The sequence below is a fragment of the Bradyrhizobium sp. Ec3.3 genome (assembly GCF_000472925.1).
In the GTDB taxonomy this organism is placed as follows: Bacteria; Pseudomonadota; Alphaproteobacteria; order Rhizobiales; family Xanthobacteraceae; genus Bradyrhizobium.
This window is the reverse complement of the sequence record NZ_AXAS01000046.1, coordinates 1-15,463: the sequence shown is the minus strand read 5'-3', so window position 1 is coordinate 15,463 and position 15,463 is coordinate 1. Positions and strand designations below refer to the sequence as shown.

The 15,463-nt window shown below is 64.3% G+C and carries 18 protein-coding genes and 1 tRNA gene; 7 read left to right on the top strand and 12 right to left on the bottom strand.

Annotation, left to right across the window (positions count from 1 at the left end):
- Positions 1-55 precede the first annotated feature (55 nt).
- Together YUU_RS0132805 and YUU_RS0132800 are read left to right on the top strand one after the other, a co-directional pair.
- Entirely contained in the window at positions 56-394 is a 339-nt protein-coding gene (locus YUU_RS0132805; RefSeq protein WP_027526148.1) for a hypothetical protein, read from the top strand.
- A 39-nt stretch (positions 395-433) separates the two neighbouring features.
- Positions 434-1,339 carry an SMP-30/gluconolactonase/LRE family protein gene (locus tag YUU_RS0132800; protein WP_027526147.1) on the top strand — a complete coding sequence of 302 codons (906 nt, stop codon included), beginning with the start codon at positions 434-436 and terminating at the stop codon, positions 1,337-1,339.
- Positions 1,340-1,361: 22 nt separating this feature from the next.
- On the opposite strand, the gene YUU_RS0132795 is transcribed toward YUU_RS0132800, so the two are convergent.
- Positions 1,362-2,243, bottom strand: a complete 882-nt coding sequence (locus YUU_RS0132795) for an NAD(P)-dependent oxidoreductase (RefSeq protein ID WP_027526146.1) — start codon at positions 2,241-2,243, stop codon at positions 1,362-1,364.
- A 45-nt stretch (positions 2,244-2,288) separates the two neighbouring features.
- Positions 2,289-3,044: an SDR family oxidoreductase gene (locus YUU_RS0132790; protein ID WP_027526145.1), complete on the bottom strand. Its 756-nt coding sequence runs from the start codon at positions 3,042-3,044 to the stop codon at positions 2,289-2,291.
- Between the two features lie 101 nt (positions 3,045-3,145).
- Here YUU_RS0132790 and YUU_RS0132785 point away from each other — a divergent pair, with 101 nt between their 5' ends.
- Positions 3,146-4,093, top strand: coding sequence for a 2-hydroxyacid dehydrogenase (locus YUU_RS0132785; RefSeq protein ID WP_027526144.1), 948 nt, complete (start codon positions 3,146-3,148; stop codon positions 4,091-4,093).
- Positions 4,094-4,250: 157 nt separating this feature from the next.
- Here YUU_RS0132785 and YUU_RS0132780 read toward each other — a convergent pair.
- Together YUU_RS0132780 and YUU_RS0132775 are read right to left on the bottom strand one after the other, a co-directional pair.
- A tRNA-Leu gene (locus YUU_RS0132780) sits at positions 4,251-4,335 on the bottom strand.
- Between the two features lie 135 nt (positions 4,336-4,470).
- A complete protein-coding gene (locus YUU_RS0132775) occupies positions 4,471-4,713 on the bottom strand; it encodes a FliM/FliN family flagellar motor switch protein (RefSeq protein ID WP_018647371.1) in 243 nt (80 codons plus the stop codon).
- 68 nt (positions 4,714-4,781) lie between these two features.
- Here YUU_RS0132775 and lipB point away from each other — a divergent pair, with 68 nt between their 5' ends.
- A complete protein-coding gene (gene lipB, locus YUU_RS0132770; protein ID WP_027526143.1) occupies positions 4,782-5,519 on the top strand; it encodes a lipoyl(octanoyl) transferase LipB in 738 nt (245 codons plus the stop codon).
- A gap of 179 nt (positions 5,520-5,698) precedes the next feature.
- A complete protein-coding gene (locus tag YUU_RS0132765; RefSeq protein ID WP_027526142.1) occupies positions 5,699-6,412 on the top strand; it encodes a DNA helicase in 714 nt (237 codons plus the stop codon).
- Between the two features lie 55 nt (positions 6,413-6,467).
- On the opposite strand, the gene YUU_RS0132760 is transcribed toward YUU_RS0132765, so the two are convergent.
- A complete protein-coding gene (locus tag YUU_RS0132760) occupies positions 6,468-6,893 on the bottom strand; it encodes a 4-oxalocrotonate tautomerase family protein (RefSeq protein WP_027526141.1) in 426 nt (141 codons plus the stop codon).
- A gap of 114 nt (positions 6,894-7,007) precedes the next feature.
- On the opposite strand from YUU_RS0132760, the gene YUU_RS0132755 reads away from it, so the two are divergent.
- Positions 7,008-7,862, top strand: a complete 855-nt coding sequence (locus tag YUU_RS0132755; protein WP_027526140.1) for a LysR family transcriptional regulator — start codon at positions 7,008-7,010, stop codon at positions 7,860-7,862.
- Between the two features lies 1 nt (position 7,863).
- Here the strand turns inward: YUU_RS0132755 and YUU_RS0132750 are convergent, their stop codons facing one another.
- The 4 genes from YUU_RS0132750 to YUU_RS0132735 are packed head-to-tail and all read right to left on the bottom strand — an operon-like array spanning position 7,864 to position 10,966.
- Entirely contained in the window at positions 7,864-8,283 is a 420-nt protein-coding gene (locus YUU_RS0132750) for a hypothetical protein (RefSeq protein WP_027526139.1), read from the bottom strand.
- 9 nt (positions 8,284-8,292) lie between these two features.
- The gene (locus YUU_RS0132745; RefSeq protein WP_027526138.1) at positions 8,293-9,729 is read right to left on the bottom strand and encodes a TIGR01777 family oxidoreductase; all 1,437 of its coding nucleotides are present in this window, start codon (positions 9,727-9,729) and stop codon (positions 8,293-8,295) included.
- Positions 9,726-10,391, bottom strand: a complete 666-nt coding sequence (locus YUU_RS0132740; RefSeq protein ID WP_027526137.1) for a DUF4166 domain-containing protein — start codon at positions 10,389-10,391, stop codon at positions 9,726-9,728. The genes YUU_RS0132745 and YUU_RS0132740 overlap by 4 nt, the downstream gene beginning before the upstream one ends.
- Positions 10,392-10,408: 17 nt before the next feature.
- Positions 10,409-10,966: a GbsR/MarR family transcriptional regulator gene (locus YUU_RS0132735; protein WP_027526136.1), complete on the bottom strand. Its 558-nt coding sequence runs from the start codon at positions 10,964-10,966 to the stop codon at positions 10,409-10,411.
- A gap of 152 nt (positions 10,967-11,118) precedes the next feature.
- Here YUU_RS0132735 and YUU_RS0132730 point away from each other — a divergent pair, with 152 nt between their 5' ends.
- Complete coding sequence (locus YUU_RS0132730; protein WP_027526135.1) at positions 11,119-12,636, top strand: PAS domain-containing sensor histidine kinase; 1,518 nt, start codon at positions 11,119-11,121, stop codon at positions 12,634-12,636.
- Positions 12,637-12,638: 2 nt separating this feature from the next.
- Here the strand turns inward: YUU_RS0132730 and YUU_RS0132725 are convergent, their stop codons facing one another.
- The 3 genes from YUU_RS0132725 to YUU_RS0132715 all read right to left on the bottom strand — a co-directional run.
- Entirely contained in the window at positions 12,639-12,938 is a 300-nt protein-coding gene (locus YUU_RS0132725) for an acylphosphatase (protein WP_027526134.1), read from the bottom strand.
- On the bottom strand, positions 12,935-13,801 hold the full coding sequence (locus YUU_RS0132720) for an oxaloacetate decarboxylase (RefSeq protein ID WP_027526133.1): 867 nt from the start codon (positions 13,799-13,801) through the stop codon (positions 12,935-12,937). The genes YUU_RS0132725 and YUU_RS0132720 overlap by 4 nt, the downstream gene beginning before the upstream one ends.
- 156 nt (positions 13,802-13,957) lie before the next feature.
- Positions 13,958-15,463 (bottom strand): biotin/lipoyl-containing protein (locus YUU_RS0132715; RefSeq protein ID WP_027526132.1); only part of this gene is annotated, 1,506 nt, incomplete at its 5' end.

The following is a 15,463-nucleotide window of genomic DNA, read 5'->3' as shown; positions in this document are numbered from 1 at the left end:
ACAAGCTGACCGCCGATTTTTGCTTCACCTCCACCAGACAGACGAGCAAGTGCCGATGTATATCCGTTGTGCTTTTTTCAGTGGCCGCGCAAAGCCCGGGCGCGAAGCCGAATTCACCGCCTATGTCCGCGAGAAGCTCGTGCCGCTGTGGACACGCTTTCCTGGCGCCGAGGAGGTTCGCGTGCTGCGCCAGGATGAGAGCGACAGCGATGCCCAGCACTACGAGATGGTGTTGGCGATCCGCTATCCCTCGCGCGAGGCAATCGACGAAGCGCTGGCCTCGCCGGTTCGCCTCGAGAGCCGCGAGGTGACCAAGGGGCTGGCCGAAATGTTCGACGGCTCCATCTTCCACACGGTCTTCAAGGCCAACGACTTTGCGCTGCCGACCGACTGATCATGCTATCAGCGCTGCAATCTCGGAAACACTGATACCGTGAGCACCTACGAGATCCTCGACCGACGCTTCCAGGCGCTGATCATCGGACACGCCAAGCTCGACAGGCTCTGGACCGGCAGTCGCTGGGCCGAGGGCCCGGTCTATGTGCCCGCCGCCAAGTCGCTACTTTGGTCGGACATTCCCAATGACCGCGTGTTGCGCTTCGACGAGACCAACGGCTCGGTCTCGGTGTTCGAGAGCACCTGCGGCTATCACAACGGTCATGCCCGTGACGCCCTCGGGCGTGTGATCGCCTGCGAGCACGGCGGCCGCCGCATCTCGCGGCTGGAGCCCGACGGCCGATGGGTGGGACTTGTCGACCGCTTCGAAGGGTGCCGCTTCAATTCCCCGAACGATGTCGTGGTCAAGTCGGACGGAACGGTCTGGTTCTCCGATCCGACCTACGGCATCGATAGCGAGTATGAGGGGCACGCCGGACCAAGCGAGATCGGCGCGAGCAATGTCTATCGCTTCGATCCGACGAGCGGCGCAGTTTCGGCTGTCGTGACCAACATGGTGAGGCCAAACGGTCTCGCCTTCTCGCCTGACGAGCGGCTGCTCTATGTGGCCGAAACGGGTGCCACCCATGTGCCGGACACACCGGCCGTCATACGCGTCTATAACGTTGCGCCGGACGGTGCCGCAGTCGGTGAGGGCCGCATGTTCGCGACCTCCCCGGCCGGGTTCTTCGATGGATTCCGCCTCGACCGGAACGGCAATATCTGGACATCGACGGCGGATGCAGTTGCCGTCTACGCGCCGGATGGCACGCTGATCGGACGTATTCCGGTGCCTGAAATCGTCTCCAACCTGACCTTCGGCGGGCCGAAGCGGAACAGGCTCTATATCACCGCGCAGACCTCGCTCTACGCGATCTTCGTCAATGCCCACGGGCTTGCATGAAGCCGTCCGCCCGCGTTCTTTGTCACGCGGGCGGCGTTCGCCGGGCCCAGAATTCCATGAGCGCGGCCTGATCCATCGCGCCGAGCCCCACCGCCGTCAGAAGGCGATGTATCTCGGCGCAGACAACGGTCATCGGCATGGCGATACCCGTCTGTCTGGCAAGATCTTGCGCGCCGCTCAGATCCTTGACCATATTGTCGATGCGGCCCGTCGGACGATAATCGCGCGATGCGAAGCGCGGCATGTATTCCTGCAGGATGGCACTGTCGGCCCGCCCGCCGCGCAACGCCTCGGGGATTTTCGCGGCCGCGACACCGGCGGCCTCCGCCAGCGCTGTCGCCTCGGCGACGGCGAGGAAATTGAGACCGCAGAGCACTTGGTTGATCAGTTTCGTGGTCTGGCCGGCGCCGCTCGGACCCATATGCGTGAAATTCGAGGCGACTTCAGCCAACACCGTCCGCGCTTCGGCGACGTCGGCGGCTTCGCCACCGGCCATGCACGTCAACTGACCGATCAGCGCCTTCGGGGCACCGCCCGACAGTGGACTGTCGACCCAGCGCAGACCGGCCGCGGCCGCGTCTGCGGCCAGCGCGCGCGTGGCTTCCGGATCGATCGAGGACATGTCGATGACGAGCGTGCCTTTCCGCGCTCCCTCAGCCACGCCCGCCGGTCCGAAGACAGCGGCTCGCACGATCTTTGGCGAGTTGAGGCTGAGGATCACTGCATCGGCCTCGGCCGCTGCTTTCGCAGCGGAGCTGACCGCTGTCGCCCCTTTTTCGACGAGGGCAGCGACCTTTTTGGGATCGAGGTCGAACACCAGGAGGCGGGTGTCGCGTTCAGCAAGTCGAGTTCCAATCGCGCCGCCCATGGCGCCGGCGCCGATCAATGCGACTGAACGGGACATTTCAACATCTCCGCGGTGGTCCGTTGGATGGGTTAGGCAACCGCCTCAGAGCGAGGCCGTGATGCCGCCGTCGACATAGAGCACGTGCCCGTTGACGAAGGAAGAAGCGGCTGAGGCAAGGAAAATACAGGCGCCGATCAGTTCCTCCACTTTGCCCCAGCGGCCCGCCGGCGTACGCTTTTCGAGCCAGGCCGAAAAAGCAGGATCCGAGACGAGTGCGGCATTTAGCGGCGTATCGAAATAGCCGGGCGCGATCGCGTTGACCTGCAGCCCGTGTTTCGCCCAGTCCGTCGCCATGCCCTTGGTCAGGTTTCCGACTGCTCCCTTTGTCGCCGTATAGGGAGCAATGGACGGGCGCGCGAGCGCCGTCTGCACCGAGGCGATATTGATGATCTTGCCGGCGCGCCGCCCAATCATGTGGCGCGCACAGGCTTGGCCGACATTGAAGACCGAGGCGATGTTGGTTTGCAGGAGGCGCTGAAACGCATCCGCGGGGAAATCCTCGAGCGGCGCGCGGTGCTGCATACCCGCGTTGTTGACGAGAATGTCGATAGGTCCGATTTCGGATTCGAAGCGGTCGATGGCGGTACGTGCCGCGGCATGGTCGGCCACATCGAAGGCGAGTGTTCGCGATCCCACAACGGTACTGGCCGCGGCCGCGAGTTTGGTCTCGTCGCGGCCATTGAGCACGACCTCCGCACCGGCCTCGGAGAGGCCGCGCACAAGCGCGAGGCCAATGCCTTGAGAAGACCCGGTCACGAGGGCGCGGCGCCCTGTCAGATCGAACAAGCTGAGCGCCATTCCATCTCCCCTTCTTGTTGCATCTCGACAATTACCCCTGCGCCTGACTATGTTATCGATAACATTTCGTCAAGACCATGACCGAGAGGAGCGCTCACCCCATGTCGAAGCCTGAAGTCCTGCAGATCGGCCCATATCCGGAGTGGGATCAGGTCCCTCTCGACGCCGCTTACGTCATGCACCGCTATTTCGAGACCAGTAACAAGCCTGCCCTCCTCGCCGAGGTTGGAGCGCGCACGCGAGCCATCGCCACGCGCGGCGAGCTCGGCGCGAGCGCCGAGCTCATCGCGGCCTGCCCAAAGCTCGAGATCGTCTCAGTCTACGGTGTGGGCTTCGATGCGGTGCATCTTGATAGCTGCCGGGCGCGCGGGATCCGCGTGACCAACACCCCCGACGTGCTGAGGAAGGATGTGGCTGATCTCGCGATTGCAATGATGCTCGCGCAATGGCGAGGCGTGAACGGCGCCGAACGCTGGGTGCGCGATGGTTCCTGGGCCGCCAAGGGACTCTATCCCCTGAGGACACGGGCCTGGGGCAAGCGCGCTGGTGTGCTCGGACTCGGGCGCATCGGATTTGAAGTGGCACGTCGGCTGACCGGCTTCGACATGGATGTCGCCTATAGCGACATCGAGCCGAAGCCTTACGGCAAGGATTGGACCTTCGTTCCCGATCCGGTCGCGCTCGCCGAGCGTTCAGACGTCCTGTTCGTCACGCTCGCTGCCTCCGCCACAACGCGGCACATCGTCGGGCGTTCGGTTCTCGAGGCGCTCGGGCCTGACGGGCTCCTTGTCAACGTCTCGCGTGCCTCCAATATCGACGAGGAGGCGCTCATCGAGGCGCTTGCCAATGGCAAGCTTGGGGCGGCAGCGCTCGATGTCTTCGACGGTGAACCGAACCTGAATCCCAAGTTCCTCAGCCTACCCAACATCCTCCTGCAACCTCATCACGCCTCCGGGACGGTCGAGACCCGCAAGGCCATGGGCCAGTTGATGCGAGACAATCTCGCCGCGCATTTCGCCGGGCACCCGCTGCCCAGCCCAGTCCTCTGAATTCCTGCGAGCGGCTTGGATTCGACGGCATGGACGAACTGATCGCCTACGATCAGACGCAGACATCGCCGATTTGCTGATGCCAGAAAACGAGCACAGTAACTTTTGAGCGTACCAAGCGGAAAAAATCGCGAGATTTCAACGCCAAAAGCGGGGGTGGTGCGCTCGGAGGGACTCGAACCCCCACGGTGTTACCCACTGCCACCTCAAGGCAGCGCGTCTACCAGTTCCGCCACGAGCGCTTTAAGAAGCCGGCTTGGGCTTGCGCCGGCCGGATCAACCGGCGCCGATCTAACAAATCCATCAGGGGGGGACAAGCCTGCTGAGGCCGCAAATTCCACAAGCTTCTGAGGAAAGTTTCGCCCCCGCTCCCGCCGTTACCGGGTCCCGGGCGAGCGCGGCAGCATCTGCTTGACCTCGACCGCGATCCGGTTGCGGTCGACCAGCACGACGCCGGAGGCGACGGGCAGGTTATTGGCCAAAACCTTGACCTCGTCGGCCTCGGTTGCGTCTAGTTCGATGATGGCGCCACGGGAAAGACGTAATACCTGATGGATCGGCATGGTGGTCGTCCCGAGGACGACCATGAGATCCACGGTTACTTTGTCGAGAGTGGGCACGTCAGCACCGCCGCAACTGGAGACTCTTGCATTTGCGCCTGTGATGATCACCACGTTATGGTTAGCCAATGGTTAATAGCCCCGAAAATCAGCGCCAAGACCTCGATTTGACGCCGTTTTCCGCCCCCGGCGGGGAGCCCGTTGAGTGGCGGATCGCAGATGCCCCGGTCCCCTATCCCGAGGCCGTGGCCGCCATGGAGGCACGGGTGGCCGCGATTGCCGCGGGCGAAGCGCCGGAGCTGGTCTGGCTCCTCGAGCATCCCCCGCTTTATACCTCCGGCACCTCCGCCAAGGCCTCCGACCTGCTCGATGCCCGATTCCCGACCTTTGCCTCGGGGCGCGGCGGGCAGCTGACCTATCACGGGCCCGGCCAACGGGTTGCCTATGTGATGCTCGACCTCAAGCGCCGCCGGCCCGACGTGCGGGCCTATGTCGCGAGCCTGGAGGAATGGATCTTGCGCACGCTCGACGCCTTCAACGTCCGCGGCGAGCGACGCGAGGACCGGGTCGGCGTCTGGGTGAAGCGGCCGGACAAGGGGCCGGGCCATGAGGACAAGATCGCCGCGATCGGCGTGCGGCTGAAGCGCTGGGTATCGTTCCACGGCATCGCCATCAATGTCGAGCCGGACCTGTCGCATTTTTTGGGGATCGTGCCCTGCGGCGTCACCGATCCCCGCTACGGCGTCACCTCTCTGATCGACCTTGGCCACCTCGTGACGATGGCCGACGTCGATGTCGCACTCCGGCAGGCGTTTGAGGAGCTGTTCGGCCCCGTCAAGGCACGGCTCATGCAAGCGACGGTGTAGCTGCGCGCGAGTTCTCCGCAGGCGGGGACTCGGTTATGCTTGATTCCGGTGTCGCCCACGCCTCCCCCCTCCGTCGGGAAAGTACAGATCATGCCGGGCGAATAGATCATTGGGCCGACTGTTCGAGCACCATGCATCAGGAGGGGTTGCGATCATGCTCGCAATGGGAGGTTTGATCGATGAAGTTGTCTGCGCCCATCTATCGTTTGAAGCGTACTGCGAAGAGTTTATCCCGCGAAGAAGGCATTCCGCTCCACGAGGCGCTTGACCGCGTCGCCGCGAGCGAAGGCTTCAGCGCCTGGAGCTTGCTCGTGGCGAAAGCCGCCGCGGCGACGCCGGCCAACAAACTGCTCGCCAGATTTCGGCCGGGTGATCTGGTGCTGGTCGGAGCCCGACCGGGCCATGGCAAGACGCTGCTGAGCCTCGAACTTGCCGTTGAGGCCATGAAATCCGGCAGTCGGGGGGCGTTCTTCTCGCTCGAATACACCGAGCGGGATGTCCTTGGCTGTTTCCGGGCGATCGGCGTGGAGCCTGCGCAATTCGATCGCTTGTTCGAACTCGATTGCTCTGACGCCATCAGCGCCGACTACATTGTGAAGCGGATGGCTGCCGCGCCCCGCGGGACTTTGGTGGTGATCGACTATTTGCAACTGCTCGATCAGAAACGTGAACACCCCGAGCTGACGATTCAGGTGCGCACGCTGAGATCATTTGCACGCGACAAGGGACTGATCATCATCTTCATCTCACAGATTGATCGGTCATACGATCTGTCGACCAGACCCTGCCCCGACCTCAGGGATGTCAGGCTGCCAAATCCGCTGGATTTGAAGCTCTTCGACACGACATGCTTCCTGAACAACGGCGAAGTTCGGTTCCGGGCGGCGAGCTGACGATCCCCTGCACCAGGTCCGGGTCGCGGGTGATTGCTCGCCCGCGACCTGACCGTCACGCCGCCTTCTGCGGCGCGACATCGAGTTGGCCTGCGATGTAGCGGCGCTCCTGGGTGAGGCCGCCGAAGCCGTAGGCATCGCCCCTCACCTCGTCGACATGCAAGTACGTCTCGTGATGCAGGGGCCCGAGAACTTCGCCCATGCGCTTGAACATCGCGGCGAGATAGGCGGCCTTCTCGTCCTTGGTATTGGTGCCCTCGGAGACGTGGATGTCGATCCAGTAGCTGGCGAGCTTCTGCTCGGCGAGCGATTTGCCGCCCGCGAACCAGTCACTCGCGTCGACCGATTTCACGATGATGGCGGTGACCTTGGGATCCTTGTGCAGGATTTTGGCGGTCAGCTCGGACACAGCGCTCGCGATGTCGGCCTTGAGCGCGGGCGACTGGCGGGAGGTCGAATAGGACACGGTGATCAGGGGCATTGTGGTTCTTTCCTTGAAGGGCGCGCAGCTGCTGTGCGGCGTCCAAGGAAAACTAGACCCGACCGCGCCATTTTGGTATCTTATCTAAAGTGATATCAATGATAACAATCCATAATGAAAACCACCCTCGACATCGCCACGGTGCAGGCCTTCCTGCTGGTCTCCGACCTGCAGAGTTTTACGCGCGCCGCCGAAGCGCTTGGTACCACGCAGGCGGCGGTCAGTTTGAAACTCCAGCGGCTCGAAACGCTGCTCGGAAAGCGCCTCGTCGAGCGCTCGCCGCGCGCGGTCAGGCTGACGGCCGACGGCGTGATGTTCCTGCCGCGGGCGCGTGCCTTGATGGACGCGCATGATCGCGCGCTATCGGGCGAGACGCCGACCGCGCAATTGTTGTCGCTTGGCATCTCCGACCATGCCGCGGGCCCCGAGCTGGTGCCGCTGCTCGAGCGGCTGCATGCCATGACCACGCAGATGGCCCTATCAGTCACCATCGGCTTCTCGCGCGAGATGCTGGAGGCCTACGACAAGGGCCAGCTCGATGCGGTGATCGTGCGTCAGGAAGGCAGCCGGCGCGGCGGTGAGAAACTCGTCGAGGACGAGTTCGGCTGGTTCGCGTCAAGACGCTTTACCGTGCCGAAGGGCGAAGCCCTGCCGCTCGCAACCCTGGCGCCGCCCTGCGGCGTCCGCGCCATCGCGCTGCGCGCACTCGACAAGGCCGGCATCGCCTGGACTGAGAGCTTCGTCGGCGGCGGTGTCAGGGCAGTTGCGGCTGCAGCCCTTGCCGGTCTTGCGGTGGCGCCCCTCGCCCGCCGCATTGCGCCACCGGGATTGGTTGATATTGGGCCGACACACAAGCTGCCGAAGCTCGGAACATCGAAAGTGATGCTGCATTCGAAGGTCAGCGATCCTGCCAAGCTCGCGGCGCTACGAACGCTCGCGGCGACATTCCGCAGCGTCGCCGACGCGTAGCTCAGAAAGCCGGCTTGCTCTCGCCGCCCGCGCGCTTTCCAGCGACGAACCAATAGACGAGTCCAGCCAAACATCCTGCGCCGATGAAGAACCCGCTGAACCATCCGAAGCCCTGGAAGAGGATGGCATGGCTCAAGGTCCCGAGCCCACCGCCGACGCAAGCGAAGAAGGGCAATGACCGTATCCGGTGTCGCTCGCTCAGCCAAACCGTGATGGCAGCGGGAATGCCCGTCAGAATGCAGGTGACGATGAGCACGAGCGGCAAGGTCCACGTGGCGACAACGAGAGCAGTTGCCAGCCTACCAGCAGTCTCCGGCGAGGATGGAGACGTGATGACCAATATGACGGGCTCGATGACGATGCTTGCGACGATGCAGCCAGCGAGCCAACCTTTGAAAGTGCGCGCAAAGGTGCCGGACATCCCACCACCTCACAAAATCGCCTCGAACGCGCTGCGCAGCGTTTCGTGCTTGAAGACAAAACCCCGGCTCAGGGCCTTGTTCGGCAGCACGCGCTGGCCGCCGAGCAGAAGCTCGTCGGCAAAGCCGCCGCCGATCCGCCGCAAGAGGCGGCCGGGAATGCGGAATACCGCTGGCCGATGCAGGCGGCGAGCAAGCTCGTCGGTGAATTTCGCGTTGGTGACGGGGATCGGCGCGGTCGCGTTGATGGGGCCGGCGAGATCGGGTATCGCAATGACATAGGCGATCAGGCGGATGAGATCGTCGCGCTCGATCCAGGACATCCACTGTCGGCCGGTGCCGAGCGGACCGCCGAGGCCGAACTCGAACGGCGTCAGCATGCGCGTGATGAAGCCGCCCTCGGTGCCAAGCACGAGGCCGATCCGCAAGTAGACCACGCGGACGCCAAGCTGCTCCGCCGGCCGCGCCGCCTTCTCCCAGGCATCGCACAGCGCATGGCTGAAGCAGGCATGCGACTTCGCTGATTCCGTCAGCACCTGGTCGGCCCACAGTCCGTACCAGCCGATCGCGGAGCCACTGACCAGCACGGCCGGCTTGCGCTCAAGCCGCGCAATGAGCTTCACGACCTCGCCGGTGACATGCGTCCGCGAATTGAGGATCTCTGCACGCTTTTCCTCGGTCCACAGGCCGTTGCCAATCGGCTCGCCCGCGAGATTGACGATGGTGTCGATCGGCATGTCGGAAGCTAGCTGATCGAGGCCCGTGATCAAGGTCACCGGCGGCGGTAGCATCCCCGCCTTTGCGGGGTCTCGGATGAGTGCGATGACATGGTGCCCCGCCGCGACAAGGCTGGCCGCGAGCCTGTTGCCGATGAACCCGGTGGCACCCGTAATCAGAATGGTCTGGCGACTGGTCAGCTTGTCGACCAGGCCGCAGGCGGGCGTGCTGGTCATGCGGGCGAGCCGCCGCGTCACAGCAAAGTCGCGCAGGCCGCACAATGCCGCGCCAACCGCGCAAGCGGTCGCGGCAATGCTGAGCAGGCCGTGATAAGCGATCGTCACGCCGAGCGGCTGCATGGCCCAGCCTATCAGGACCGGCAGCAGCAGCACCAGAATGGCGCCGTAGTTGATGGCAAGCAGTGTGTGGTTGATGCGCTCGCTCGGCGGCAGCTTGCGGCTCAGATCCTCCTCGACGAAATCCATCAGCGTGATGACGATCTCGGCGACCAGCATCGCGAAGATGAGGACGGCAAGCAGCCCGTGAACCTCGAGCCACCCGAGCACCAGGAACAGAAGCGCATAGAGCATGTTGCGCACCGCGTGGAGCTTCAGCTCGAAACGCTGCGACGGCCGCCAGGCCAGGCGCTCGGTGAATTCATGGTGATAGAAGGTGTCGAACACCCCCATCACGATCTGGATAGCGATGAGGGTCCACAACAGCGGGGTCATGATACGGCCTCCCTGAATACGGCGGACTGGTGGATCAGCGCGCCGTAACGCGGGTGAGTGACGTCGAGGGTGAAACGGAAAGAGCCCTCGCCGAGATCGCGGTGGGTCACCGTGAGGTCGCCCGGCGTGAGCCATTGCGGCAGGGGAATCCAGAGACGTCCCAGCTGAAGGCCATAACCGGCGCTGCGAAAGGTCAGCGCCTGGCCTTCCACCGCGATACGGAGCGCCATCGAGACGCCGAAGCCGACATATTCTTCGAGCCCGGTCGGTCCGGCGAAGCGTTTGGCCGAATGGATTACTTGCGGAAAGCCCCGCTTCCGCGCGCAGATGCGCGTCCAGGTCTGGCCGCCGCTCCTCCCATCCTCGGTGACCGTGACGATCATCGGCACGCCGGTGTCGCGTCCGGTCGGCAACGGGCCGCCGATCAGGCGCGCGGCCTGCGCGAACCACCAGCCAAGCTCGCTGAAGCCGACCTCGTTGACCACGCCGACATAGACGACGCTGTCGCCGACAGCGACCCGCTTGGAAAACCGCCGCCAGGTCGCAAGCGGCAGGCGCCCCCAATCCTCAGCCGACAACAGCGCGCGGAAGCGGCGATCATCGAGGAATCTGGTGTGAGCGGGGGAGGATGCGTGAGAGCCTGGTAATCTTGCCGACGTCATCTCACCCCTCCCCCCAGCTATTTGGCTTTGCCCAGCGGCAGCAGGTTGGCGATCTTCTCGCCGAGCTTCATCAGCGCGATCAGCTTCGGCCGCGGCACTCTCAGCATCTGCATGAACCAGCGATCCGTGAGCTCGGTGAAGGCGAGCATCTCCTTCAGCCGCTTGGCTGCGACCGGGCTGATCGTCGGATCATCGGTGGCATCGGAGACGCAGGCCCGCAGGGCCACGATCGCGGGATCGATCTCCCGCTCCTTGCGCCGCGCCGCGATTCGCGCCGCCACCTCCCAGATGTCGGTCTCGGCCTCGAAATGATCGCGGCGGTCGCCAAGGATCGGCACGCGCCGGATCAAATTCCAGGCCAGAAGCTCCTTGATCGAGTTGGAGACGTTGGACCGCGCCATGCCGAGCGTCTCGGCGATGTCCTCCGCCGTCATCGGCGCTTCCGCCAGATAGAGGAGCCCATGGATCTGGCTGACCGAGCGGTTGACGCCCCACTCGTCTCCCATGTCGCCCCAGTGCAGGATAAAGCGCTCTACGGCGGCGGGCAGTTTCTTCTTACCGGTTGTTTCTGTCATAACAGAAATATCTGACGGTATCGATTTCCTGTCAAGCGTTACGCGAGGCCTCTGCCTTGCATACTGTTCCCGACATTTGCCTAAAAAGAGCTCAGGCGCGCGGAACAAAGACCGCCACGAAGACGTTTGTCCCCGTCGAGGCGGGGTCCAGAATGGCGCAAAAGTATAGACAACAGAGAGACTTGTTCGATAGCGAACGCAGTTTCAGGCTGTTGGTTGAGGGAGTTGCGGACTACGCCCTCTATATGCTCGATCCCACCGGCATCATCACCAGCTGGAACATCGGAGGTCAGCGCATCAAGGGCTATTCGCCCGAGGAGATCGTCGGCCAGCATTTCTCGCGCTTCTATACCGAAATCGACCGAGCCAACGGCAAGCCCGCGCGCGCGCTCAGAATCGCGCGGGAACAAGGCCGCTACGAGGAAGAAGGCTGGCGCGTCCGCAAGGACGGGACGTTCTTCTGGGCGAGCGTCGTGATCGATCCGATCTACGAGAACGGCGCTCTCATCGGCTTTGCCAAGATTACCCGCGACATCACCGAACGCCGCAACGCCGAGCTCAAGCTCGAGGCGATGCAGAAGCAACTGGCGGAGTCCCAGAAGTTCGACGCGCTCGGCCAGCTCACCGGCGGCGTCGCGCACGACTTCAACAATCTGTTGATGATCATCAGCGGCAGCCTTCACGTTCTCAAGCGGGGCGCCGAGCAGGACGCCAAGCTGGAGCGCGCGATTTCCGCAATCGATACGGCTACGAAGCGCGGCGCCGCACTGACGGCCCAGCTCCTGACCTTTGCGCGGCGGCAGAGCGTCAATCCCCAGGCGATCCATTTCGGTGAGCGGATCAAAGCGATCCGTGAGGTCCTCCATGCCGGCGTCGGCAGCCCCGTGCGGCTCGCCTTCGACATCGACCGCGAGATATGGCCGATCAGAACCGACGTGTCCGAACTCGAGACGGCGCTGCTCAACCTGGTGATCAATGCGCGCGACGCGATGCCCGACGGCGGCACCGTGACGATCGGTGCCCGCAATGTGGCGCTGTCCGACCCCCTTCACGCCGGCGAGTTCGTGGCCATCAGCGTTGCCGACACTGGTCTCGGTATCCCCTCCGACGTGCTCGACAAGATCTTCGAGCCGTTCTTCACGACTAAGCCGGTCGGCAAGGGCACCGGGCTCGGCCTGTCCCAGGTGCACGGCTTCGCGCATCAGGCCGGCGGCACCGTGAAGGTGGACAGCGAACTCGGCAAGGGCACGATATTCACCATTCTCCTGCCGCGCGAGACGAGCGAACCACAACGCGAAGCGGCCGCCGCGCCCTCGCGCGGCAGCGGAACCGTGCTGCTGGTCGAGGATAATCCGGACGTCGCGCTGGTCAGCATCGGGCTCCTGGAGCAACTTGGCTATCAGGTGCGCCGCGTGGCGGACGCCGAGGAGGCGCTACGCGAGATCGAGCATGACGGCGTCGACTTCGTATTCTCCGACATCGTGATGCCCGGCAAGATGGACGGGCTCACCCTCGCCCATCGCCTGCGCCAGATCCGCCCCGGCCTGCCGATCCTGCTCGCGACCGGCTACAGCGACGCCGCGGCCGACGTGCGCGGCGACTTCCCGATCCTGCGCAAGCCCTACGAGATCCACGAGCTCAGCGACGCCATCGCCAAGCTGCCGCGGTGAATCTACACCGTCGGCAGCACCGAGAACGCCTCGCCTGCCCGCCGCAGGTTCAGATCGTCATCGCCTGCGGTTTCGCTGGTGACATTATCGACGCGCGAGGACGGTGGGCCATGCCGGCACAGTGCCACCATTTCGGCGACGCGGGTCGGAGGCCCCGCAAACAGCGCTTCAACGCTGCCGTCGCGCCGGTTGCGCACCCAGCCTTCGAGCCCGCTCGCGCTCGCCTGGTATTCGACCCAGGCGCGATAGCCAACGCCCTGCACACGGCCGCGGATCATGACCTGGAGGATGGCGCGGCTCATCTCTTCAACCCCAGGAAATCGGCAGTACGCGCTTTCACGTAGGCCTCGCGCATGATGCGGCTGGTCAGCTCCGACGATGCGAGACCGCTGAGATTCTTCGGCGGCGTCCCTTCGCGCAGCGCCTTTAGCGTGTCGTAGACGGCCTGAGTTGCCGCAGCGATCGGTGCGTGGCCCTGCAGCGCGATGCGCACGCGCTGGCCAGCGAGATAGTCGAGGGCGTTCAGCTCATCGGGCGCACCGCCCAGCACGATCGGTAGACGCGTTGCCGCTGCGATCGCCTCGAGCTCGGTGCGCGTCTTGATGCCGGTGAAGAACAAGGCATCGACGCCGGTTGCCTCATAGGCTTGGGCGCGCCTGATGGTGTCCTCGATCGACGTGATCGCGGCGGCGCCGGTGCGGCCCATGATGACGAGCGAGGGATCGCTGCGGCCGTCGAGCGCTGCCTTCATCTTGCCGATGCCCTCCTCCAGCGAGATGAGCTGTGTCTTCGGCTCGCCAAAGGCCTGCGGCAGCAGCGTGTCCTCGATGGTGAGGCCGGCGGCGCCCGCGGCCTCCAGCTCCTGCACCGTGCGGCGGACGTTGAGCGCGTTGCCATAGCCGTGATCGGCGTCGACCAGCACCGGCAGCGCGGATGCCCGCGACATGCGCCGCATCTGCTCGGCAAGTTCCGTGAGCGTAATCAGCGCGATGTCGGGATCGCCGAGCACGGCGAGCGAGGCCACCGAGCCGCCGAACATGCCGAGCGGAAAACCGAGATCTTTGGCAATGCGGATCGAGATCGCGTCATAGACCGAGCCGGGACGGACGCAGCCCAGCCCGGCGAGGATCGATCGCAATCTTTCGCGGCGTTGACGGAAGGCCATGGTGTTCCCTGTCTTTCGAAGCCGCTCCAGCATACTCCGTCATTGCGAGCGCAGCGAAGCAATCCAGGATCTTTCCGCGGAGGAGTCTGGATTGTTTCGTCGCTTCGCTCCTCGCAATGACGGTGTTTGTGGGTCCTGCGGAGACCGACTCACACCTCACGCAAACTCCAGGATCAGCGCGTCTACCGCGAGCGTGGCGCCGGCGCTGGCGTGGATCTTCTTCACGGTGCCGTCGCGCTCGGCGCGCAGCACGTTCTGCATCTTCATGGCTTCGACGACCGCAAGCGTCTCGCCAGCCTTGACCTCCTGCCCTTCGGCGACGGCGATGGAGACGACGAGCCCGGGCATCGGACAGAGCAGCTTCTTGCCGGTGTCGGAGGCCGCGGTCACGGGCATCAGCCGCGCGGAAGTCGCTTCCGTCTCGGTCCAGACATAGACGGGAACCTCGACGCCCTGATGGGCGAGCCGCATGCCGTTCGGGATCGGCCTCACCTGCACCGCGATGAAGTGGCCGTCGATGGTGCCCTGCCAGACCGGTACGCCCGGCTTCCACGGCGATTCCAGGAGGTGGGCATTGCCTGCCTTGCCCTCGGCATCGAGGAAACGCACCGCGATCGCCTCGCCTTCGCGCGCGATCTCGAGTGCGATCTCCTCGCGGTCGAGCCACACCGCGCGGCGGCGCTCGCGCTGCACGACGCGGCCGCCGAGCTGGCCGGAGATCTGCCGCTTGCGCTCGCCGAGCACGTGGTCGATGGCGGCGCCGACGGCCGCGATCCGCCGCGCGACCTCGCCTTCAGCCACGCGCGCCGAAAAGCCCTTCGGAAACTCCTCGGCGATGAAGCCGGTCGAGAGCCGTCCTTCGCGCCAGCGCGGATGGTTCATCAGCGCGGACAGGAACGGAATATTGTGACGGATGCCGTCGACATAGAACGCATCGAGTGCGGTCGCCTGCGCCTCGATGGCCGCGGCGCGCGAGGGCGCATGTGTGACGAGCTTGGCGATCATCGGATCGTAGTGGATCGAGATCTCGCCGCCCTCCTGCACGCCGGTGTCGTTGCGCACGGTGATGCCGTCCTTGCTTAGCTCCGCTGGTGGGCGGTACTTCACGAGGCGTCCGATCGAGGGCAGGAAGTTGCGGAAGGGATCTTCGGCATAGAGACGCGACTCCACCGCCCATCCCGTGAGCGTAACGTCCTTCTGCGCAATGGTGAGCTTTTCGCCGGCGGCCACGCGGATCATCTGCTCGACGAGATCGATGCCGGTGACGAGCTCGGTGACGGGATGCTCGACCTGGAGGCGGGTGTTCATCTCCAGGAAGTAGAAGCTCTTGTCCTGTCCGGCGACGAATTCGACGGTGCCGGCGGAATCATAGTTCACGGCCTTCGCCAGCGCGACCGCCTGCTCGCCCATCTTGCGGCGGGTGGTCTCGTCGAGCAGCGGCGACGGCGCCTCCTCGATGACCTTCTGGTTGCGGCGCTGGATCGAGCATTCGCGCTCGCCGAGATNGATGACATTGCCNTGCTTGTCGCCCAGCACCTGGATCTCGATGTGGCGGGGATCGACGATGAATTTTTCGACGAAGACGCGGTCGTCGCCGAACGACGCCTTGGCTTCGGCTTTCGCCAGATTGAAGCCTTCGGCGACCTCGCTCTTCGAATGCGC

What these genes read in the sequence shown, in the direction of transcription:
- YUU_RS0132765 (WP_027526142.1), top strand. Translation starts at nt 5,699, where the DNA reads ATGAAGTTGTCTGCGCCCATCTATCGTTTGAAGCGTACTGCGAAGAGT.
- YUU_RS0132740 (WP_027526137.1), bottom strand. Translation starts at nt 10,391, where the DNA reads ATGACGTCGGCAAGATTACCAGGCTCTCACGCATCCTCCCCCGCTCAC.
- lipB (WP_027526143.1), top strand. Translation starts at nt 4,782, where the DNA reads ATGGTTAATAGCCCCGAAAATCAGCGCCAAGACCTCGATTTGACGCCG.
- YUU_RS0132790 (WP_027526145.1), bottom strand. Translation starts at nt 3,044, where the DNA reads ATGGCGCTCAGCTTGTTCGATCTGACAGGGCGCCGCGCCCTCGTGACC.
- YUU_RS0132730 (WP_027526135.1), top strand. Translation starts at nt 11,119, where the DNA reads ATGGCGCAAAAGTATAGACAACAGAGAGACTTGTTCGATAGCGAACGC.
- YUU_RS0132760 (WP_027526141.1), bottom strand. Translation starts at nt 6,893, where the DNA reads ATGCCCCTGATCACCGTGTCCTATTCGACCTCCCGCCAGTCGCCCGCG.
- YUU_RS0132785 (WP_027526144.1), top strand. Translation starts at nt 3,146, where the DNA reads ATGTCGAAGCCTGAAGTCCTGCAGATCGGCCCATATCCGGAGTGGGAT.
- YUU_RS0132795 (WP_027526146.1), bottom strand. Translation starts at nt 2,243, where the DNA reads ATGTCCCGTTCAGTCGCATTGATCGGCGCCGGCGCCATGGGCGGCGCG.
- YUU_RS0132725 (WP_027526134.1), bottom strand. Translation starts at nt 12,938, where the DNA reads ATGAGCCGCGCCATCCTCCAGGTCATGATCCGCGGCCGTGTGCAGGGC.
- YUU_RS0132750 (WP_027526139.1), bottom strand. Translation starts at nt 8,283, where the DNA reads ATGTCCGGCACCTTTGCGCGCACTTTCAAAGGTTGGCTCGCTGGCTGC.
- YUU_RS0132755 (WP_027526140.1), top strand. Translation starts at nt 7,008, where the DNA reads ATGAAAACCACCCTCGACATCGCCACGGTGCAGGCCTTCCTGCTGGTC.
- YUU_RS0132745 (WP_027526138.1), bottom strand. Translation starts at nt 9,729, where the DNA reads ATGACCCCGCTGTTGTGGACCCTCATCGCTATCCAGATCGTGATGGGG.
- YUU_RS0132735 (WP_027526136.1), bottom strand. Translation starts at nt 10,966, where the DNA reads ATGACAGAAACAACCGGTAAGAAGAAACTGCCCGCCGCCGTAGAGCGC.
- YUU_RS0132805 (WP_027526148.1), top strand. Translation starts at nt 56, where the DNA reads ATGTATATCCGTTGTGCTTTTTTCAGTGGCCGCGCAAAGCCCGGGCGC.
- YUU_RS0132720 (WP_027526133.1), bottom strand. Translation starts at nt 13,801, where the DNA reads ATGGCCTTCCGTCAACGCCGCGAAAGATTGCGATCGATCCTCGCCGGG.